Below are 21,213 nucleotides of genomic sequence, written 5' to 3'. Positions count from 1 at the left end.
AATGGTCAGGTGCTGCTGACAGCGGTCAACATCACCGGGGGTAACACCGTGCGGTTGCGAGCGGACGAGGACGCCGACGGCTTCGCCGGCTGGTGGAGCCTCAACGGGTACGGCATCTGCGGGAGCTGATCCGGGGCCGGAGCCGCCGCTGGCGGCCCCGGCCGATTGTCAGCGGAAGGCGTCGATGTTGCGCGTGGCCCAGGCGGCGAAGGGGCGTGGTGATCGGCCCAGGACCTCGGAAACGTCCGGGCTGATCCGCTGTTCGGCTTCGGTCGGCGTACCGAGGATCGCCAGCGTCCTCTCGACAACCGGCGGCGGCATGAACCGCAGCATCTGCTCGCGGGCTTCGTCGGGCGTCTGGTCCACGAAGTGGATCGGCTCGCCGAGCGCGGCGGCGAGATCGGCGACCCGTTCGCGTGGCGTGCGCAGGACCGGGCCGGTCAGTTCGTAGGTACGGCCATCGTGCGAGCGGTCGAGGAGCACGGCGGCCGCCACTTCGGCGATGTCGGCCGGGTCGACCACGGGCAGACCGACGTCGCCGAACGGTGCGGCCACGGTCCGCCTGCCCCGGATCGGTTCGGTCCAGGCAAAGGAGTTGGAGGCGAAGCCGCCGGGGCGAAGGATCGTCCAGTCGAATTCGGATCGACGGACGAGATCCTCGATGGCGCGCAGCGGCGCGTGTGACGGCGAGTCCGGTCGTGTGGCGACCGCCTGCGAGGACTGGAGCACAACGCGCTTCACGCCGCCGGCCGCGGCGACCCGCAGGATTTCGCGCATCTCGACGTGGGCTCCGGCGCCCTCCACGAGCAGGTACAGCGCCTCGGCGCCGGCGAGCACCGGGCGCAGGCTCTCCGGCTGCTCGAGGTCCGCGCGATGGTGGCGGATGCCCTCTGGTACGGCGCCCGGACGTCGCCCCCGGGACACCGCCGTCACCGCGGCACCCGAGGCCGCGAGGGTTGACGCGAGCGTACGGCCGACGTTTCCGGTTGCTCCTACCACGACAAACATGTCTGGGTCTCCAGTCCGACCGTGTCGTTCGCACGGCCGAAGAAGACGCTAATAGCGTCGATATAGTAGGTACCTAGAGGATAGTAATGCGTTTGTGACGGGGGACACATGAAGCAGTCGGCAGATCCCGAGTTGGCCTGCCCGGTCGCGCCGGTTGTCGACATCGTCTTCAGCCGGTGGACCACACCGATCCTGTGGGCGCTGAACGAGTACGGTCGGCAGCGCTTTGTCGAGTTGGAGCGCCGACTGACGAGCATCACGCCGAAGGTGCTCACGCAGCGGCTTCGCCAACTCGAGCGTGACGGGCTCGTGTCACGCACCTACCACGCCGAGGTGCCTCCCAGAGTCGAGTACGAGATCACCGAGTTGGGCGCCAGCCTGGGCCCGCTCTTCGCGCACCTGACCACGTGGGCCGATGCCAGCCTCGGAGAGGTCGAACGCGCACGGCGCGCGTACGACGCCCAGCGATGAGGCCGCGGAGGACATGCTGCGGGCCGGCCGCTCCGAGGCCGTCGCGCAGGGCATGCTCGACATGGCCGTGGCCATGACGCTCTTCCGTTCGGCGTGCCATGCGGGCGGCCCGCGTCCGGCTTCGCCTGATGGCCGTCGCTCGGAGCGCGGGCCGAGGGTACGCACCCGGGCGGTCACCTCCTCCGTCGGTATCGGGCCGGTCCTGACGTTCGTTCGCGCGTCAGGAGCGACCTCGCGCGGACCGCGGCCTGATGCAGCCACGGGCGGGGCCAGCGATGCTCTCGCCCCAACGGCGGCCGACGACCCGAGGACCTGCCGGTGTGGCCCGTCACGGGGATCGGGTGCGCATGCTGGCCCGGGAAGCCGGCGCCGTAGGCGACCAGGGGTCTGTTGTGGACGATTCCGCCGTCGGCCGTGATGCGGAACGGCCGGTCGCCGATTCCGGAATCGCAGTGGACGCAGCCGAGTGCGAGCAGGGGAAGCCCGGTGTGCCCGGCGGGCCAGGGCAGCGCGGTATGTGGACGCGTAGACATGATCTCTCCAAAGACCTGACGGAAGGCATGGGAACGAACCGACGGCGACGTCGGCAACCCAGGCGCGGGGAACGTGTCAGGTCTATAGAGCAGGCGGTGTCACGCGGGTGAGGTCCTCTCGTGGATGCGTCGGAGATGGATACCTCGTTGCACGGTAGGTCGGATCGGGTCGGCGAGGCCATTCATTTCGGTGCGGTGCCGGTGCAGTCGCCGGACACCACCAAAGCCGTGATCCGGGAAGTCGGTGAGGGGAAATCGGCGAAACGTCGGCATTGGCGCGTGGTGAACGACGGGTATCCCGGGCGGGGGTCCTACGTCGATCATTGCCGGGAGATAGATGTGAGTCACTCTCACCTCCTGGCGGATCGCCCGGGCGCGGAGGGCGAGACGTCGGCACCGGCAGCCGGGCGTGACCGAACGGCCCGACTCCGCGTCCCCGGAGGATCGCCATGCCCCGTCCCGCTCTCCGTAACCGGCTCGCGGCGTTCACCGCCGCCGTCCTGACCGCGAGCGTCCTGACGGTGACCCCGCCGTCACCGGCGCTGGCCGCCACAACGTTCGCCGCCAACGACTACTGCCTCGGCCAGTGCGCCGACATCCTGCCCCCCGGGCAGAACGGCAACGCCACGCTGGTCGCCATCCTGGCGCACCAGGCGCTCGGCACCCGCCCGGCGCACTCCAGCGACCAGCTCGACGAGTACGCGAACCTGGTCTACAACTACGCCGGGCTGACCGACGAACAGATCGCCCACTTCTACAACGACGCCTCGTTCGGTGTCCCGGCCGCACAGGTGGAGAGCACCGTCTCACCGCGCGCGGACGTCACCATCGTGCGGGACAAGGCCACCGGCGTCCCGCACGTCACAGGCACCACCCGCGCCGGCACCATGTTCGGCGCCGGCTACGCCGGGGCACAGGACCGGCTCTGGGTGATGGACCTGCTGCGGCACGTCGGCCGCGGCAACGTCACCTCGTTCGCCGGCGGCGCCCCTGGCAACCGTGAGCTGGAGCAGAGCGTCTGGGCCAACTCGCCGTACACCGAGGCGGACCTCCAGGCCCAGGTGGACGCGCTGCGCACCAAGGGCGCCCGGGGCCAGCAGCTCTACACCGACGTGGTCGACTACATCGCTGGCATCAACGCCTACATCGACAGGTCGATCGCCGAGGACAACTACCCGGGCGAGTACGTGCTCGCCGGCGCCGGTAAGCCGAAGCACTTCACCATGACCGATCTGATCGCCACCGCCGGCGTGATCGGCGGACTCTTCGGCGGGGGCGGCGGCAGAGAGATCCAGTCCGCGCTGGTCCGGGTGGCCGCCCGCGCCAAGTACGGCGCGACCGAGGGCGACCGGGTGTGGGCGGCCTTCCGCTCGCAGAACGACCCGGAGACCGTGCTCACCCTGCACGACGGGCAGAGCTTCCCGTACGGGGCGACGCCGCCCGGCGCGACCAGCGCGGTGCTCCCCGACGCCGGCTCGGTGGTCGCCGAACCCCTGGCCTACGACGCCACCGGCGGGGCCGCCGCCCGCACCGGCGCCAGCACCGCCACCAAGGAACTGCTCGGCGGCCTGGCCAACCTGCGCGCTCACGGCATGTCCAACGCGGTGGTGGTCTCCGGACGGCACACCACCACCGGCAACCCGGTGGCCGTGTTCGGGCCGCAGACCGGTTACTTCGCGCCGCAGTTGCTGATGCTCCAGGAGTTGCAGGGCCCGGGCATCAGCGCTCGGGGCGCCGCGTTCGCCGGGCTCAACCTCTACGTGCTGCTCGGCCGGGGCCAGGACTACGCGTGGAGCGCTACCTCCGCCTCCCAGGACCTCACCGACACGTACGCGGTGCCGCTGTGCACCACCGACGGCAGCGCCCCGACGCTGCGCACCAACCGCTACCTCTACCACGGGCAGTGCCTCGCCATGGAGGCGCTGGAGCAGCGCAACTCCTGGTCACCGACGTTGGCCGACTCCACCCCGGCCGGCTCGTACACCCTGCGCGCGCTGCGCACCAAGTACGGGCTGGTGACCCACCGGGGCCTGGTGAACGGGCAGCCGACCGCGTTCACCAAACTGCGCTCGACCTACCAGCACGAGGCTGACTCGGCGATCGGCTTCCAGGCCTTCAACGACCCGGCCGCGATGGGCAGCGCCGCGGCCTTCCAGGCGTCCGCGGCCGACGTCGGGTACGCGTTCAACTGGTTCTACGTCAACTCGACCGAGGCGGCGTACTACAACTCCGGCTCGAACCCGGTCCGTCCGGCCACCGCCGACCCGAACCTGCCCACCAAGGCCGAAGCGGCGTACGAGTGGGCCGGCTGGAACCCGGACACCAACGACGCCACCTACACCCCGGCGTCGGCGCATCCGCAGTCGGTCAACCAGGACTACTACGTCAGCTGGAACAACAAGCAGGCGCGGGACTTCGGGGCCGCCGACGGCAACTTCAGCTTCGGCTCCGTACACCGGGCTCAGTTGCTCGACGGCCCGGTGCGCGCCGCGATCGCCCAGCGCAAGCTCGGCCGCGCCGACGTCGTCACGATCATGGCGGATGCGGCGGTGACCGACCTGCGCGGCCAGCAGGTTCTCGGTGACCTGCTGCGGGTGCTGGACAGCACACCGGTCACGGATCCGGCGCTGGTCGACGCGGTGGGCAAGCTGCGGGCCTGGCAGCAGGCCGGGGCCCGCCGGGTGGAGACGTCCTCCGGCTCCAAGGTCTACCAGCACGCCGACGCCATCCGGATCTTCGACGCCTGGTGGCCGCTGCTGGCCTCGGCGCAGTTCCGCCCCGGCCTCGGGTCGGACCTCTACGCCGCGCTGGTCGACGCCATCGAGGTGAACGAGGCGCCGTCGGGCGGCCAGAACGGCGGACGCGACGGCGCCGCGAGTTGGGCGTTGCAGGGGCAGGCGCACAAGGGCTCGTCGTTCCAGTACGGCTGGTGGGGCTACGTCGACAAGGACCTGCGGGCCGTACTCGGCGACCCGGTGGCGGGTGGGCTGGGCCGCGCGTACTGCGGCAACGGCAACCTCGGCGCGTGCCGGCAGGCACTGCTCGACGCGCTCGGCCAGGCCGCTGCGGTGCCGGCCACCACCGTCTACCCCGGAGACAAGTCCTGCGGGGCTGGCGACCAGTGGTGTGCCGACTCGATCGCCCAGTCCGGGCTCGGCGGCATCACCCATCCGGTGATCGCCTGGCAGAACCGCCCCACCTACCAGCAGGTCGTCTCGTTCCCGGCGCGCCGGGGCGACGATGTCACCAACCTGGCGCAGGGCCGTCCGACCACCGCGTCGAGCACCCAGTTTCTGACCAGCCACACACCGGACAAGGCGGTCGACGGCAGCCTCGGCAGCCGGTGGGCCAGCAGTTACAACGACAACCAGTGGCTCAGGGTCGACCTCGGGGCGGCCCGCAGCGTCAGCAGGGTCGTGCTGCGCTGGGAGGCCGCGCACGGCACCTCGTACCGGATCGAGGTGTCCGGCGACGGCACCTCATGGACGCCGGTGTTCACCACCGCCACCGGCAACGGCGGCGTCGACAACGCCACCTTCGCCCCCGTCACCGCCCGCTACGTGCGGGTGTACGGGGTCAAGCGGGCCACCTCGTACGGGTTCTCGCTCTACGAATTCGAGGTTTACGGAAAGTGACCTCGCCCGGAGGGGTCGGCGGGAATCACTCGCCGGCCCCTCCGGAGGCGCGCCCTCGATGCGTGTTGCCGGTCCCAGCGGGTAATGGCCCCCAGCAGGCCGAGCGTCGACGCGGCGAACAGGAGCGAGCGATGGGCACAGGACACTCGTACGCCGATGGCCTCGCCTCGGTGGGCTTCTCAGTCCTGCGCTGCGCGTTGGCGACGAACATCTTGTGGATCGGTGCGCTCAAGTTCAAGCCGTACGAGGTGGAGAACGACGAGCCCCTGGTTACCTCGAGTCCGCTGTTCTCGCGGCTCCGCGCGAGGCTGGGCGCAGAAAAGCTCAACCGACTCATCGGGGTCACGGAGATCGCTCTGGGTTCCCTGATCGTCGCCAAGCCCTTTGCGCCCAGAGCCTCAGCGATCGGTAGCTTCGGTGCGACGGGGATGTTCGTTACCACGCTCAGTTTCCTGGCCACGACGCCTGAGGCCCGGCAGGAAGGGCAGGGGATATTGAGCCTTTCTCAGCTGGGACAATTCCTGCTCAAAGACACAGTGCTTCTCGGCGCCGCCCTCCTGACAGCTGCCGAGTCGCTGCGCGCGGCGACCCTGCTGACCGGCCCGCGAGCGCGATGAATCAGGAGCATGGCCCGGACCGACGGGCCGACGGGCGTGCCGTCGTGTCAACGCAACGCGTCTAATGACGAATCGGTGGTGCGTCGTGGCCGAGGCGGGCGCGGGCTCGGGCCATGCGAATGGCCGCGGTCAAGGCCGTGATGTCGTAGGCGCCGTAGTGGCGGCGGCCGTTGATGAAGAACGTCGGGGTGCCGGACACTCCGCTGTTGTCGGCGGAGTCGATGTCACTGTCGATGCGGGCGGCGTGGGCCTGGTTGGTCAGATCGTCGTGGAATCGTCTCTGATCCAGACCGAGGTCGTCGGCGTACTCGATCAGAGTGGTGATGTCCAGTTCGCCCTGGTGGTCGAGCAACAGGTCATGCATCTGCCAGAATTTTCCCTGAGCGGCGGCTGCTTCGGCGCCCTCGGCTGCCAGTCGGGCCTGCGGATGCACGTCTGACAGAGGCAGGTGACGCCACACGAAGCGCAGGTCGGCGTCGCCCAGCAGCTGCCGGACGACTGGTTCGGCCTTCCCGCAGTACGGGCACTGGAAGTCGCCGTATTGCACCAGCGTTACCGATGCACCGGCTGGGCCGCGGACGTGGTCCTGCTTCTCGTCGACCGCTGGGGTGAGATCGATCAGCTCCGTCATGTCGCCGAAGAGCGCACGGACGCGCTTGTCCTGGGGAAACGTGTTGGTGACGCGGAACGCGACCCAGGTCAGTGCTGAGGATACGATCGCGGCGCTGAGCACCCCGACCTTGGCCTCGGCCAGTTGGTCGCCGGTGAAGGCCAGGCTCGCGACCAGCAGTGACACCGTGAAGCTGACACCGGCGATCGTGCCGCTGCCGAGCACGCCCGCCCAGCCCACGGCCGGACGGATACGCCCGTGGGAGAGCCAGGTGAGCCCGGCCGAGGTGCCGATCACGGCGAGCGGCTTGCCGACGACATACCCGAGCAGCACGCCCCAGGTGACAGGCGACGCGAACGCCTGGGCCAGGAACGGACGGTCGATGCTGATTCCGGCGTTGGCCAGGCCGAACAGCGGCACGATGACGTAGCTGGACCATGGGTGGTAGATGCGCTGAAGGCGGTCGTTGGGCGACAGCGTGTTCGCCAAGCCGATCGAGGCCGTACGCGCGAGCGTGGGCGTCGGCTGCTCACGGAACGACCGGAACAGCCCGGTGACCTTTTCGAGGTCAGATCGGCCGGGGGAGTAGGCAAACGCGGTCAATCCGATGGCCAGGCCGGTCACCACAGGGTCGACTCCGCTGACCAGCAACGCGCCCCACATCACGACGGCGACCGGCACGTACGCCCAGCCCCGTCGGACGCCGCCTGCGTGGATGGCCAACATGACCGCGAATGCGACAACGGCCACCACGATGGGCAGAACCCTGATGTCCTCGCTGTAGACCAGGGCGATGACGATGAGTGCGATCACATCGTCGACCACGAACACGGTGAGCAGGAAGATCCGGACCCGGTCGGGCACACCTCGGCCGAGCAGTGCCAGCAGACCCAACGCAAGGGCCGTGTCGGTCGACATGGCCACGCCCCAACCATGCGCACCCGGCCCACCGTGGTTGATCCCCAGGAAGATCAGTACCGGGATCAGCATGCCAATCAGGCCGGCCACGCTGGGCAGCACGAAACGTCGCCGGTCGCGGAGGTCGCCGAGGTCGAACTCGCGCCGCGCCTCAAGGCCGACGACAAGGAAGAACAGCGTCATCAAGCCACTGTTGATCCAGGTCTGCAGGTCGCGGGAGAGTTCGAGGTGCCCGAGGCGCAGGGACAACTGGGTGCGCCATACGGCTTCGTAGGAGCCAAGGTCGATATTGGCCCAGAACAGTGCGGCGACGATGGCGGCCACGAGTATGCCGGCGCTGCCGGACTCGATTCGTAAGAATGCCCACAGCGGTGACGCCAGGTTCCGCTTCCAGATCGTTCGGCCGCTCTTGGTTTCGGTCACACGTCACCCTTCGACGTGCTGGCCGGGCCAGCACGGATAGCTAGACCACGTGGCGCAATGAGACGCGCGACCCCCCGGACCCGGCGCTGCTGGCCGCCACTCAGCCGCACCAGGCGTCCGGTTCGGGTACTGATCGCGCCGCCCCAGCGGTCGCGGTCGACGGAAACACTGTCGCCGCTGGGGCGCAATGGCAACCGTCTGCTGCACGGCCGTGATCGCCGAGCAGCAGACGGTCTGTTCTCAGCGCGGCCCGACGAACGCGGTCCGCACGCTCCATGCGAACTGAATCAGCAGGGTCACCGGGGACCTCTCGGCAATGTCGTGCATCACCTTCAGGTCGTCAGGGTCGGGCTCCTCGCTGAGCGTGATCGTGCGCTGCAGGTAGCGCTCTGCGCCTTCCTGCTCGGGTTCGTGGTAGTCGATCTCGACGGTGATGTCGCCGGCGGTGTCGTACTTGTAGTCGACGTACTGCCGCAGCGTCTGAGCAGTGCACGACGCGAGCGCCATCAACAGGTACTCCGTCGGCGTCGGGCCGTCACCGAGTGCGCCGCTGTGCGGTTCATCGGCGATGAACGTGAAGCCGCGGGTCGTCATGTCCGTGCGCCGGCGCTCTGTGGCCGGAAGGACAACTCGGGCCGATGCGACGACATGATCCTGATCGGTTTCCATCAGCCGCGCCTTCCTGTGGATCCAGTGGTGAGGGTCCAGGGATACGGACCCAGCAACAGCCGAGCCGAAGTCCGAGCGGAGGCTGTGGCCGGGCGCATCACCCTGGGCCGGTACCTCCGCAGGCTAGCCTGCGTGGACTGGATAGTCCAAACGACTGTTCGCTGGCCGAACCCTGCGCCCTTGGTGATCCTGGACGGTGTGATGGCGCAGACTGCACCGAGGGGCGGCTAGGTCCAACACTCCCGGACTGGGCCCGATCGGATCCAAGTCGTAAAATGGACCAAATGGTCCCTTGCGCTGGCGCGTCGGCCCGGGAAGTCGATGCGGATGTGAGCAGCGTTGCTCGAATTAACGGGTCGGCTCACCGGACGGCTGCGTGAGGAACGATTTGATATGTTCCAGCGCCATGTCCAGAGCGACTTCCATGGGTGCGATGTCGTGCGAGGCGTTCGCCAGCAAGTAGCCGCCCTGCAATGCGGCCATCAAGCCAGTGGCCAACTTCTCCGGGTCGGCGTCATGGCGCAGCAGACCGCTGTCCTGCATCCGGTGCAGGCCATCACTGATCAGCTTTTCCCATGCCGCGAACGTCTCCGACAGAGACGATCGAGCCTGCTCATCTTGATCGGACAGTTCGAGAGCCATCGACCCGAGGCCGCACCCGTATTTGCCGTTGTTCAGCGAGTTGGCCTGGACCAGGGCGTTGCGCCACCGGACCAGCCCTGAGAATGATCTCAGTCGTTCGAGCCCTGCACGCTCACGCTGAAGCACAAGCGCGCCTCGATATTTGACCAAGGCGCGCACAAGTTCCTGCTTGTCGGCGAAGTGGTGGTAGAGCTGAGACTTGCTCGTCTGGCTTGCCTCGCGGATGTCGTCAAGGGTCGTCGCGTTCACTCCGCGCACGAGCATCAGCCGGTTCGCGGCCTCGAGGATCCGTTCTCGCGTCGCGATGCCCCGTTGACTGATCCTCCGCCTATTCGTCGGCGCAGCCACCTGCTCGTCGCTCATCTGTCAAGTGTATCCAGCGCGCCAGATAATCTAGGGAAAACGGGACCTTGGAGTCCATCCGATGCCATGTCGCATTCACGCGGCGGTGAAGGGCGCGCCTGCGCGTCGTTGGCTCGATGAACGGGGCCGACATCGCCAGGTCATCGTCGGCAGGAGCTGTATTGGACTATTCGGTCCGCCTCGGCCCGGACCGGCGCGCGGACCCGGGGTCCGCGCGCCGGAGGTGTCAGGCCGTCGCCCGCTTCGGAAGCTTCCATCCGGGGCGGGGGAAGTGGCAGGTGTATCCGTTGGGGTAGGTCTGTAGGTAGTTCTGGTGCTCAGGCTCGGCTTCCCAGAAGTCGCCTGCCGCGGTGACCTCGGTGACGACCTTGCCGGGCCACAGACCCGAGGCGTCGACGTCGGCGATGGTGTCCTCCGCGACCCGCTTCTGCTCATCGCTGGTGTAGAAGATCGCCGAGCGGTAGCTGATGCCGATGTCGTTACCCTGGCGGTTCTTCGTCGAAGGGTCGTGGATCTGGAAGAAGAACTCGAGCAGCGCGCGGAAGTCGGTCCTGTCGGTGTCGTAGACGACCTCGATGGACTCCGCGTGGGTGCCGTGGTTGCGGTAGGTGGCGTTCGGGACGTCGCCGCCGCTGTAGCCGACGCGCGTGGACACGATGCCGGGCTGGCGGCGGAACAACTCCTCCATGCCCCAGAAGCAGCCGCCGGCGAGGATTGCCTTTTCGGTGTTCACGTCGTCTCCTTGTGTGTCGTCGTGCCGGTGTCGGTGGCACTCGTGAACAGAATGCGGTATTCGCCGTACCCTGCGTCCTGCAGGTCGTCGAGGTGGATGAACCGCAGCGATGCCGAGTTGATGCAGTAACGCAGTCCACCCTTTTCTGGCGGGCCGTCGTTGAAGACGTGACCCAGGTGGCTGTCCCCGTGCAGCGAGCGGGCCTCAGTCCGGATCATTCCGTGGCTGGAGTCTTTGCGCTCGACAACGTTCGTCTTGGCGATCGGCTTGGTGAAGCTCGGCCAGCCGGAGTTGCTGTCGTACTTGTCGACCGATGCGAACAATGGCTCGCCGGACACCACATCGACGTAGATGCCGGGCTCGTGATTGTCCCAGTAGGCATTGGTGAACGGTCGCTCGGTGCCGTCCTGCTGGGTCACGCGGTACTGCTCCGGGTTGAGCCCCGAAACGGTCTCCGGGTTCTTGCGGTACTGGGTCTGCTGGGCCACAGCTCTCCCTTCACGGCCTTGCCACGCACGGTTGCGGAGCCAGGTGGAGTGCACCTGGACGCGCAAGTACAGACGCTCTCCGGGGCGGTGGTATTCCCGCAGCCTCCACACTCCCTGGACCCCTAGGTCCGAAAGACGGGCCCGGCCGGCGCCAAACCGTCCGTATGCATAGGGCTTGAGCTGGCACTTCTCGTAGTCACATCAACAACCACGTGGCCCAATAGTGGACTTGACAGACCAGTTTTGCCGCGACTAGGTTCGGGACGTCCGACGGGCGCCTCCGGGCAGCGACGAGCTGCCCGACTTGCCCGCCGACGTCGGGTTCGGCAGACATCCCCGCCACTTACGGCGAATCCTCGCGCCCCACCCGCGCCCGATCACCGTGGCGTGGCGTGGCGTGGTGCGGCGCCGAGGCGTGGCGCCGTCATTGCTGGGAAACGGAACGGTGCTCCTCGTGGCAGTGCAGACGGGGGCTGAATACAAGGAGGTACCTGATGAAGGCGATTGTGGTGACGGACGAGGCTGCGGGAACGGCCGGGATGACGCTGGCAGAGCGGCCTGAGCCCGAACCGGCCCTCAATGACGTCGTCGTTCAGGTTCATGCGTCGGGGTTCGTCCCGACCGAGATGGCATGGCCCTCGACCTGGACCGATCGCCTCGGCCGTGACCGGACTCCGTCGATTCCCGGGCACGAACTGGCCGGAGTGGTCAGCGCTCTCGGGTATGGCACGACGGGACTGTCGGTGGGACAGCGGGTGTTCGGCCTGACGGACTGGACCCGCGACGGCACTCTGGCGGAGTATGTGGCCGTCGAGGCGCGTAACCTCGCGCCGCTGCCCGGCGACGTCGACTTCACGGTGGGCGCGAGCCTGCCGATCTCTGGCCTGACCGCCTGGCAGGGATTATTCGAGCACGGCCGCCTTCAGGCGGGGCAGAGCGTCCTCGTGCACGGTGCGGCCGGCGCGGTCGGTTCGATGGTGACGCAGCTCGCACGCGAGTTCGGCGCCTATGTCATCGGCACCGGGCGCGCTGCCGACCGTGAAAGGGCGCTCGACTTCGGCACACACGAGTTCGTCGACCTCGGCAACGAGGCCCTGGAGGACGTCGGCGGAGTCGATCTGGTTTTCGACGTCATCGGCGGTGACATCGGGAAGCGGTCGGCAGGCCTGATTCGAGCCGGAGGAACACTGGTCTCCGTTGTCGGGCCGACCGAGGCGCGGCCCGCGGACGGCCTGGCGATCGACTTCGTCGTGACGTCTGATCGTGGACAACTGGGGGAAATCGTCCGGCGGGTACGGGACGGGCGACTGCGGACGAACATCGGCAATGTCGCGGACCTCGACGACGCCGTCGCCGCTCTCAACCCGACCGAGCGGGTCACCGGGAAGACGATCATCCGCGCTCACTCGTAAGGATTCGGGGACAGCGAGCGGGGCTGCGGACGTGCCCACGCGTTCGCAGCCCGCGACCGCTGGGCGCACCCTCGGCGAAAGCGCGATTCATGCGATTGTCCGCCGGCCGTTGGACACTTGAGCCTCTCCGGCGGCCGGCCCGCGTTCAGGGCCCGACGACCCGTGTTCAATGCCCCTTGGCTGGGTCCGACCGAGGGAATGCCAGGTCCAGCACGTCGGCGTACTCCGGATGAGCACCGACGAATGCTGCCGCGAACGGACACGTCACGGTAGCGGTCTTCCCTTGCATGCGCAGCTCGTCGAGGACGCCGCCGATGAGCCTGCTCGCTACTCCCTTCCCCCGGAACTCGGGGAACACGGATGTCGCCGACAGGATGACGCGGCTTCCGACCATGCTGTAGACCAACCCTGCGGCTGTCCGGCCCCCTATCGCAGCCTCGTAGATGCCGCTCGCGGTGTTGTTGGTGATGACGAAGTCTTCCGCGCCGGCCGGGGTGGCTACCGACAGGTTCGAGCCACCCGAGTCCTGCTCGGCGCTGGTCAGCGTGATCATGTCTTCGGTGTTGTTCGCCAATTTTTCCTCCTGATTGTCACTCCGCCCCGATTGTTGCGGATTCCTTGGTGCTCAGGTGATCGGCACCGGAATGCTGACGACGAGGGACCCACGCAGGTCGACCAGGGCCCGATACGCCGTGCGCACCAGGCGCATGACAACGTCCTCGCAGCCGGGACATCGGGCGACGAGGCCCGGCGCTCGGTCGAACACGCGCATCGCGGCCAGCGGACGGGTCATCCGGCAGCCGGCGCAGGTGAGCTCGGCAACGGTGAGGTCAGTCCCCATGATCTCACCGAGCGGTCCGGCGAGGGCGTTACCGTCCACCCAGGGTGGATCGTCTGCTCCGACGTTGGTGGTCGGCACGGTCATCCTCCGGTGGGTCCGAAACGCTCGGTGCGGATGTTCGCGGGGTTGTGGCCGATTTCGACGAGAAGGTCGGCCACGGTTTCGACGAATCCGGTGGGCCCGCAGACGAACGCGACAATGTCGGCATCGCGGGGCCAGGCGACGCGGGCAAGGATGTCCGCGTCCAGTCGTCGAGGTGGGGCCGGCCAGCCGTGGGGCGCGACCCTGGTATAGACGTGGGTGACGGCGACAGGAGTATTGCCTGTGGCTTGTGCAGTCGCAAGATCCGCCGTGAACAGCGCATCCGACGGGGATCGGGTCGAGTAGAGCAGCCTGGTGGGATTCGTCGCCGCACGCACCATCGACATCAGGGGCGCCACGCCGGAGCCGCCGCCGATCAGCAACGCCGGGCGCGGGTCGGAGGGTCGGCGTACGAACCAGCCCCCGAGCGGCCCTCGGATCTCGAGGTGGTCACCCGGCTCCGCAACCTCGACGAGGTGTGGCGACACCTCGCCGTCGATCACCGCCTGGACGGTCACCTCGAGTCGGTCGGGCCCCGGGGCGGACGAGATCGAGTAGCTGCGGTGCGCCATGTAGCCGTCGGGAGCCGTCAACCGGACGTCGACGTGCTGGCCCGGCACGTGACCTGTCCAGCCGTCGACGTCGAGGACCAGGGTCCGCGCCGTCGCAGTCTCCGCGCGGGTGGCCGCGACGGTCGCCGGCTGCCAGGTCAGTCCTCCAGGTACCGCTGCTCGCGCCATGGGTCACCGTCGTTGTGGTAGCCGGCCGTCTCCCAGAACCCGGGCTCGTCGTCGAGACGGAGTTCCAGAGCGCGCAGCCATTTCGCGCTCTTCCAGAAGTACAGGTGAGGGACGAGGAGGCGGGCCGGCCCGCCGTGCACAGGAGCCAGCGGCGCGCCGTCAAACTCGTACGCCACCCAGGCCTGGCCGTCGAGAAGGCCCTCGAGCGGGATGTTCGTGGTGTAGCCGCCGTAGGAGTGGGCGACCACGTACTCGGCCGCAGTGTCGACGTCGGCCAGCAGCGTGTCCACGGAGACGCCTCGCCAGCTCGTGCCGAACTTCGACCAGCGCGTGACGCAATGGATGTCCACAGTCGGCTCGTCGGCAGGGAGGGCGGTGAACTCCGCCCATGACCACGTGCTCCGCTCGCCGGTCTCGGTGACGACGGCGAGCTCCCACTCGTCGAGGCCGATGCGCGGTGTCGGTCCCGCCGACAGTACCGGGAAGTCGTCGGTGCGGTACTGGCCAGGCGGGAGGTCGGCGTCGTCGCGTCTGCGGCCACCGAAACCGCGTGTGATCACCGCCATGCGCCCCGCCCTGGGTTGAGGGCGGATGCCCGCACTCTGGCGTAAATTAACTGGACCATATCGTCCAGGTTACGCTGATGTGGCGGCTGTCGGCAAACCTCGCTGGCTATCGGTGGCGTAAGCCTCAGTGCTCTTGGCGTAGGTGCCAGGAGTGGCCTTCAGCGGTGTGTCAGTCGACGGTTGCGGGCGTCGTGGTCAGAGCCTCCCCGGCGATCCTTTCCGAGGAGGCTCTGACCACTGTTGGCGGATAGGTCTGGCTACCTCAGAGGCGCGGGTCCTGCTGGACCTTCAGGGCGTTGAGAATCGGGTCGCTCTCGCCCTTCTCGCGGAGAAGCTCGACCTTCAGATCGCCACCGGTGTGCTCGACGGTGACCGCGTTCATGTCCGCGGTCAGCGCACCCACCTTCGCCTGCACGTCGTGGTCGTAGAGCACGACCTTGCCGTCGACCAGCACATCGAAGGCACGCTTGCCGACCTTGACCTTCTCGATCTCGGCGAAGTCGAGGCCGATCCGGTACTTACCGGCGGGGGCGTTCTTGAACACGTAGCTGAACGTCTCGCCGGTCCGCTGGGTGCGGAACAGCGCGTCGGCCTCGGTGCCGGCGATGTCGGCCTTGGTGGCGCGCGTCTTGCCGCCGACGTAGCCCCACGGCCGCGAGCCGAGCTGCTGGTCGGGCGACCAGACGAAGCCGTCGGCACCGACGTGTCCGGATCCGCCCACGTCGACACCCTCCCAGTAGGCCGAGGTCGCCAGGCGGACCGGCTTGAGCTGGGCTTCGCCCTTGCCGGCGTTCGACGTCACCAGCACGTCTCCGACGAGCACGCCGGGCTGGACCCCGGCGTTGTCGGCCGTCGCCGTGACCGTGGTGGATTCGCCGGCCGCGAGCGTGACCGTGCCGGTCGCGGCCGGGCCCGTGAGGGTCAGCCAGGCAAGGTCGGCAGCCTCGTGCCCACCGTCGCTGGTGCGCTTCTGCTCGCTGATCCGCACCTCAAGCGGGGCGGAGCCGCTGTTGGTCACTGTCACGTCGGCCGTCGCCTTCTGGGCCTTGTCGAGGAGCCAGTCGAAGTCACCTCCGGTGACGGTGGCGACGCCGGTCGTCAACGCCGTGTCGACCACCTCGGCCTGATCCTTCTTGGCGATGGTCACCGGGTGGCTGGCGGTGACGTAGTTCGGCGCCTCGACCTGCACGGTGTTCTCGCCGACCAGCGCCTGAGCCTTCCACCGGCCCTTTGCGTCGGTGGTGATGACGCGTTCACCGGCCGGCCCCTTGAGCGTGACGATCGCGCCCTCGATCGGCTTGCCGTCGTTCTTGTCGGTGACCGTACCCTCAATCGTGCCCGCGGCCGGGAGGGTGTACTCCAACCCCAGACCGGCCCTCAGGACGGGCTGGTCGAAGGAGTACTGGCTCGCGGGGCTGCGCGTCAGACTCTCCACGCCGACCGTCGCCGACGACCCGCGGGTGAGGGGGTTGTCGCCGCCGACGCCGTCGCCGTACCCGATCTGGATCCGTCCGTCCGCGATCAGGGTGACGGAGAAGCTCACCCGAGCCGCCCGGTCACTGTAGAAGGCGACGTTGCGCCATTCGATGACCTGCGCCGCCAGCCCGTCCACCTCGGTCGTGCCGAAGTAGATGCCCGCCTCGTCGTCGACGATGAGGTCGTCCCAGAGCGGGTAGATCGCGTCGATCGGGTACGGCGACGGCAGCGCCGTGTTGCTCCCCTGCGTGCTGGCGCGGTCGAAGGTCAGCGCGCCGTTCGTCGTCACACACACGCCGTCCCAGGCCGTGTCGTAGAACGGAGCCAGGAAGCTGGAGTCGAACCACAGCACGCCGCAGAGGTCGTCGCCGTGCCATCCGGACTCCTGCGTGCCCTGGCGGTAGAGGCCGTCGGTCACCTTCATCGAGTACGAGCGACCGGCGGGGGCCACCGGCACGGGGCCCGGCTCCGGCTGCTCGGGCTGGGGCTCGGGCTCCGCCGTGTCTGCCCGCGGGTCGAGCGTCACCCGCAACGCGGCGATGGTCGGCGGCTTCAGGCCCTTCGAGCCCCGCAGCTCCACGGTCAGCGGACCGCCCTCGTGCTTCACCACGGCGGTGCGCCAGTCGGCGGCGTTCGGCCCCACGGCCGCGGCCGGGTCGTACGCGTACTCCGTCAGCGTTCCGTCCACGAGGACGTCGAACACCCGCTTGCCCTTGGCCACCTTCTCGATCTCGGCGAACCCGAAATCGATCGCGTAGGTGCCCTTGGGCGCGTCGGGGAAGCGGTAGAACAACTGCTTGTCCGGCGTGGTGCGCTGCGACTGGAACAGGCTGTCGTCCGTCGTGCCGGCGATCCCGGCCTTCGTGGAGGCGTCCTTGGTCTTCCCCTCGTAACCCCACGTCGTTCTGCTGGCGGCCTGGTCGGCGGACCAGGTGTAGCCGGAGCCGTCGGTGAACCTGGGGCCGCCGGCGTTGACGCCGACCTGGTACTTCGTGGTCGTGAGAGTCACCGGGACGTAGGTCTTGGACTGGCGTCCGGAGTCGGACCGCACCACGATGTTCGCGCCGAGGGCCCCTGGCCTGGTGCCCTTCGAGGAGATCGAGACCTTGACGGTCGTGGACTGACCTGGGGCGAGGGTGCCGCCGGTCGAGGAGAGCGACAGCCACGGCAGGTCGGTGAGCAGGTCGTCCTCGACGTCGACCAGCACGACGTCGTCGGCGACCTGGTCCGCCGCCCACAGCGCACCGGTCGAGTCGGTCTCGAGGCCGCCGCCCTGGCCCGCCTTCTGGCCCGGGAACCACCACGCGTTCACCAGTGAGCAGTCGTCGGGGTCGACCTGCAGCAGGCGGGTGGGCCGGTTCGAGGTGAGGTCGGTGTACCAGATGGTGTCGGACGCCTGGTTGTAGGCCAGGCCCATCACCTCGGGCAGCGGCGGGGCGCAGAAGGACAGCAGCGCACCCGGGTTGTCGTGCGACGTCCCGGCGACGGTGCCGATCATGCCGTTCGCCCGGCCGCCGACGTAGAACACGTCCTCGGTGGGGTTGTAGGCGAGGCCGGTCAGCTGCAGCGTGGACCAGGCACCCTTGATCTGCCGGGTCTCCTTCCCGGTCTGCCGGTCGAAGCAGTGGATGAAGCTGGCCGGGCTGTCCTCCATCTGGCACATGTCACCGGTCTTGGCGTCGAGCGCCATGTCGAACGCCCGGTACGCGGGGTTCCACGACGCGTCGAAGACCTTCCCGGTCGGCTTGCCCGTCACCGTCCAGGCGGTGTTGGTCCGCGCGTTGTAGTCGTGGACCCAGACGTCGCCGTCGTACCCGACGCCGGACGGCTCCTTCTCCGCGATCGTGCCCGGGATGGCGATCCGGGTGATGACGTCACCGCCGGAGGTCGTACCGACCTTGGCGGCCGCCTGCGCTTCCGCGGCGCTCGCCGTCGCGGCCTTGCCGTCGACGTTCGACGGCTTCATGCCGCTCGCACCGGCCTTCCAGGCGGTGAGGTCGATCGTGCTGGCCGCACCCTTCCCGGTGCGCGCGGTGGCGTCGGCGGCGTCAAGCTCGGGGTGGCGCGCGGCCTCGCCCAGGTTGTACGTGAGCGGGGCGGAACCGTTGTTGGTCAGCGTCAGCGTGCCCGCGCCGTTCTGGTCGGTACCCAACAGCGCGTCGAGGCCGTCGGCCTTCAGGCCGGCGGCACCCGTGGTCAGCCGCGCGTCGATCTTGGCACTGGCGTAGAGCTTGTCCAGGGAGAAGGGGTACGCCGCGGTCGTGTAGTTCGGCGCGTCGACAGTCATGGTGTAGTCGCCGACCGGAAGCTGGCGATGCACCATGCCCGTCCCGTTGGTCGTGACGGTCTCGACGAGCCCCAGCTTGTCCGTGAACGAGACCTTGGCCCCGGCCACCGGCAGCCCGTCGTTCTGGTCGACGACTGTCGCGTCCAGGTACCCGAAGTCAGGCATGTCGTAGGTGACGATCATCCCGTCGCGCAGCACCGGGGCGCTGTCGGAGAACCGGATGCCGTCGACACCGGCCCAGCCCTGAATGCCCGTGGTGGCGTGCACGCCGGCGGTCACCGGGTCGTCGGACCCGACGCCGTCGCCGTACCCGAAGATCACCGTGCCGGAGCGGGTGAGGGTGGCCGAGAAGCTGACCGGCTCCGTGTACTCCGACCGGATCGGATAGGCCCAGAGCTTGGCCCTGCGGTACTCGACGACGAACGCATCCTCGCCGTTGACCTTGGTGGCTGCCGTGAAGACACCCCCGCCGGGGGCGAACTCGACGGGACTCTGGACGGAGAACGGGAAGATGCCCGCGCCGCCGCTGCCGGGGCCGGTGCTGGTGTCCGGGGAGATCACACCGCGCAGGCCGATGCCGAGGGTGTCGTGGCTGCCGTTGTAGAGCGCGATCGGGAACGGCAGCTTCACCGTCGCCCACACGCCACTGGTGAACGCGACCGGGTCGGTGCCGCGCAGGTACGCGCCGTCGGAGACGGCACAGCTGTAGCCGCCCTTGTCGACGACGAGCCCGACTTGGATCTCGCGCGGCTCGTTCTGCGCGCCGACGGTCAGCGGGACAGACGTGGGGGAGAAGCAGGCGTTGGGCTTGACGCCCAGGGTGTACCCGCCCTCGGGGACAGCGGTGATCGTGAACGCGCCGTTGGCGTCCGTGCGTACCGGCTTCAGCGGCGTGTCCTTGACGGACACGTCGGCGTTCGGGACGGGCCGCTTCTTGTCATCGACGACAGTGCCGCTGATGTCGTGCCGCACGGCGGCCGTGAGTGGCAGCTTGACGGAGGTGTCCTGGCCGAGGGTGATCGTGACGTTGGCGGTCGCGGTCAGGTAGCCGAAGACCTTGGTGCTGAGTTGGTAGTCGCCGACCGGAAGGTTCGTCGTGAACCGGCCGTCCTTGTCGGTTCCGATCGACCGGCTGAACGGTCCGCTGATCGTCACCTCGGCAGCGGGGACCGGGGCGCCGTTGGCGGTGACGACACCGGTGAGGGTGCCGCCCTGTCGGGGCGCGAGCTCGAGCAGGCGGACGAGGTCGAGCCGGCCCTCGCCGTACTTGTTGTTGACCTCGGCGGTGCCGCCGCACTCGGTGTCATCGACGTCGACGGCCGACTCGGCGAGCAGCCGGCGGGTTGCCTCGACCTGCCCGATGAGGGTCGGGTCGTAGCTCCACAGCGCTGCGACGGCGCCGGCGACGTGGGGTGCCGCCATCGAGGTGCCGGACATCTCGGTGTAGCTGTTGTTCGGGTACGACGAACGGACGGCGTCGCCCGGAGCGGAGATCTCGGGCTTGATCCGGCCACCTTCACCCTCGCCCTTGCGGGAGAACGACGCGAGCGTGCCGTCCGATGAGTACGCGCCGACGGAGTAGGCGCTCTCGGCGGAGCCGGGCGAGGAGACGGTGTCGCAGGCCGCGTACGGCGTGGTGTTGCCCGACGACCAGACGCTGAAGATGCCCGCGGCGCTCCAGGCCTCGTCGATGGCCTGGAAGAAGTCGTCGAAGCTGTGCTCGACGGTCTGGCCCCACGAGTTGTTGACGACGTGGGGGCGCTTGGACGGGTCGGGGTTGTTCCCCTGGACGTCGGTCGGGGCGAGCAGCCACCAGCCGGACCGCAGCAGCGACTCGACGCCGGTGCTGTCGCAGCAGCCGTTCGTCGCGATCCACTGCGCGTCCGGGGCGACGCCGACGTGGTTGGTGCCGTCGTCGCCGACCATGGTGCCCATGGTGTGCGTGCCGTGTCCGTTGTCGTCGCACGGTGTGCCAGTGCACGTGCCCCGGGCGGCCATCCAGTTGTAGTTGTGGTCGACGGTGCCGTCGGGCTTCGTGCCCCGATACTGGTGAGCCAGGGCGGGGTGGTCGAACTGAACGCCCGAGTCGAGGTTGGACACGGTGATGCCCGCACCGGTGGCGCCCATGGCCCACGCCTGCGGCGCGTGGATGGCGTCCAGACCCCACGAGACGGTGCCCGCCTCGGCGGTGGTCTTCGGGGCGGTGGGGCGGGCAGCCTGGTCAGTGGGGATCTTCTCGTCCACGGGCTCGACCAGCGCGACCTGCGGCGTCGCGTGGATCTCGGCGACCTGCACCTTGGAGGCCACGGTGAGGGCCAGCTTCTCGGTGCCCCCCTTGACGAGCACGGCGTTGGCGATCGGGTAGGAGGTGTACTTGACGCCCGCCCGGTCGAGGTCGGTGGAGACGGATGCCAGGGAGTCCTTCGTCGCTGCGGTCAGCGCGTCGTAGACGAACTGGCCACGAGCGGTCCAATCGGTGAGCTTCTTCGCTGGCCCGAGGTCGGCAGCGGTCTCGAACCTGATCCAGAAGTCGGAAGCCGGAGACGTGCGGAAGCGGTCCTTCAGGCTCGGAGCGATCTTGTTGACGGCGGCGCCGGGATCCGGCTCAGCGGCAGACGCCGGTGGAGCCTGGATCATGCTCAGGCCGACCGCTGCGGCAAGCGAAGCCGCGAGGGCTTTGAGTCTCATGAGAGTCCTTCG

General features: G+C 68.5%; 15 protein-coding genes. 4 read left to right on the top strand and 11 right to left on the bottom strand.

What is annotated here, in order from left to right:
* Window positions 1-168: 168 nt before the first annotated feature.
* Window positions 169-1,008 (bottom strand): NAD(P)H-binding protein, encoded by an 840-nt coding sequence (locus tag MED15_RS04555; RefSeq protein WP_112734833.1) that lies wholly within the window; start codon window positions 1,006-1,008, stop codon window positions 169-171.
* Between the two features lie 108 nt (window positions 1,009-1,116).
* Between MED15_RS04555 and MED15_RS04550 the strand changes: the two genes are divergently transcribed.
* The 3 genes from MED15_RS04550 (at window position 1,117) to MED15_RS04540 (ending at window position 6,264) form a co-directional block, all read left to right on the top strand.
* Window positions 1,117-1,479, top strand: coding sequence for a winged helix-turn-helix transcriptional regulator (locus tag MED15_RS04550; RefSeq protein ID WP_112604217.1), 363 nt, complete (start codon window positions 1,117-1,119; stop codon window positions 1,477-1,479).
* Window positions 1,480-2,461: 982 nt separating this feature from the next.
* Window positions 2,462-5,647, top strand: a complete 3,186-nt coding sequence (locus MED15_RS04545) for a penicillin acylase family protein (RefSeq protein WP_112734832.1) — start codon at window positions 2,462-2,464, stop codon at window positions 5,645-5,647.
* A 131-nt stretch (window positions 5,648-5,778) separates the two neighbouring features.
* Window positions 5,779-6,264 (top strand): DUF417 family protein, encoded by a 486-nt coding sequence (locus MED15_RS04540; protein WP_112604213.1) that lies wholly within the window; start codon window positions 5,779-5,781, stop codon window positions 6,262-6,264.
* A gap of 61 nt (window positions 6,265-6,325) precedes the next feature.
* On the opposite strand, the gene MED15_RS04535 is transcribed toward MED15_RS04540, so the two are convergent.
* The 5 genes from MED15_RS04535 to msrB form a co-directional block, all read right to left on the bottom strand.
* Complete coding sequence (locus tag MED15_RS04535; protein ID WP_112604211.1) at window positions 6,326-8,215, bottom strand: Na+/H+ antiporter NhaA; 1,890 nt, start codon at window positions 8,213-8,215, stop codon at window positions 6,326-6,328.
* A gap of 240 nt (window positions 8,216-8,455) precedes the next feature.
* Window positions 8,456-8,884, bottom strand: a complete 429-nt coding sequence (locus MED15_RS04530) for an OsmC family protein (RefSeq protein ID WP_112583214.1) — start codon at window positions 8,882-8,884, stop codon at window positions 8,456-8,458.
* Between the two features lie 348 nt (window positions 8,885-9,232).
* Entirely contained in the window at window positions 9,233-9,889 is a 657-nt protein-coding gene (locus MED15_RS04525) for a TetR/AcrR family transcriptional regulator (protein ID WP_112604207.1), read from the bottom strand.
* A 226-nt stretch (window positions 9,890-10,115) separates the two neighbouring features.
* Window positions 10,116-10,622, bottom strand: a complete 507-nt coding sequence (gene msrA, locus MED15_RS04520; RefSeq protein ID WP_112583216.1) for a peptide-methionine (S)-S-oxide reductase MsrA — start codon at window positions 10,620-10,622, stop codon at window positions 10,116-10,118.
* A complete protein-coding gene (gene msrB, locus MED15_RS04515) occupies window positions 10,619-11,110 on the bottom strand; it encodes a peptide-methionine (R)-S-oxide reductase MsrB (RefSeq protein ID WP_112583217.1) in 492 nt (163 codons plus the stop codon). Before msrB ends, msrA begins: the two co-directional genes overlap by 4 nt.
* A gap of 494 nt (window positions 11,111-11,604) precedes the next feature.
* Between msrB and MED15_RS04510 the strand changes: the two genes are divergently transcribed.
* Entirely contained in the window at window positions 11,605-12,522 is a 918-nt protein-coding gene (locus MED15_RS04510; RefSeq protein WP_112604205.1) for an NADP-dependent oxidoreductase, read from the top strand.
* A gap of 166 nt (window positions 12,523-12,688) precedes the next feature.
* Here the strand turns inward: MED15_RS04510 and MED15_RS04505 are convergent, their stop codons facing one another.
* The 5 genes from MED15_RS04505 to MED15_RS04485 form a co-directional block, all read right to left on the bottom strand.
* Window positions 12,689-13,096, bottom strand: coding sequence for a GNAT family N-acetyltransferase (locus MED15_RS04505; protein WP_146758779.1), 408 nt, complete (start codon window positions 13,094-13,096; stop codon window positions 12,689-12,691).
* A 51-nt stretch (window positions 13,097-13,147) separates the two neighbouring features.
* Window positions 13,148-13,441, bottom strand: a complete 294-nt coding sequence (locus MED15_RS04500; protein ID WP_244220357.1) for a DUF6510 family protein — start codon at window positions 13,439-13,441, stop codon at window positions 13,148-13,150.
* Between the two features lie 2 nt (window positions 13,442-13,443).
* The gene (locus tag MED15_RS04495; RefSeq protein WP_112604203.1) at window positions 13,444-14,184 is read right to left on the bottom strand and encodes an FAD-binding oxidoreductase; all 741 of its coding nucleotides are present in this window, start codon (window positions 14,182-14,184) and stop codon (window positions 13,444-13,446) included.
* Window positions 14,154-14,750 carry a molybdopterin-dependent oxidoreductase gene (locus MED15_RS04490; RefSeq protein WP_112583222.1) on the bottom strand — a complete coding sequence of 199 codons (597 nt, stop codon included), beginning with the start codon at window positions 14,748-14,750 and terminating at the stop codon, window positions 14,154-14,156. The genes MED15_RS04495 and MED15_RS04490 overlap by 31 nt, the downstream gene beginning before the upstream one ends.
* Window positions 14,751-15,012: 262 nt before the next feature.
* Entirely contained in the window at window positions 15,013-21,201 is a 6,189-nt protein-coding gene (locus tag MED15_RS04485; protein ID WP_112734830.1) for a S8 family serine peptidase, read from the bottom strand.
* Window positions 21,202-21,213: the final 12 nt, after the last annotated feature.

Source organism: Micromonospora noduli (assembly GCF_003264475.1).
Lineage (GTDB): Bacteria > Actinomycetota > Actinomycetes > Mycobacteriales > Micromonosporaceae > Micromonospora > Micromonospora noduli.
Note: the sequence above shows the minus strand (reverse complement) of the source record. Positions and strands in the feature narration are given on the sequence as shown.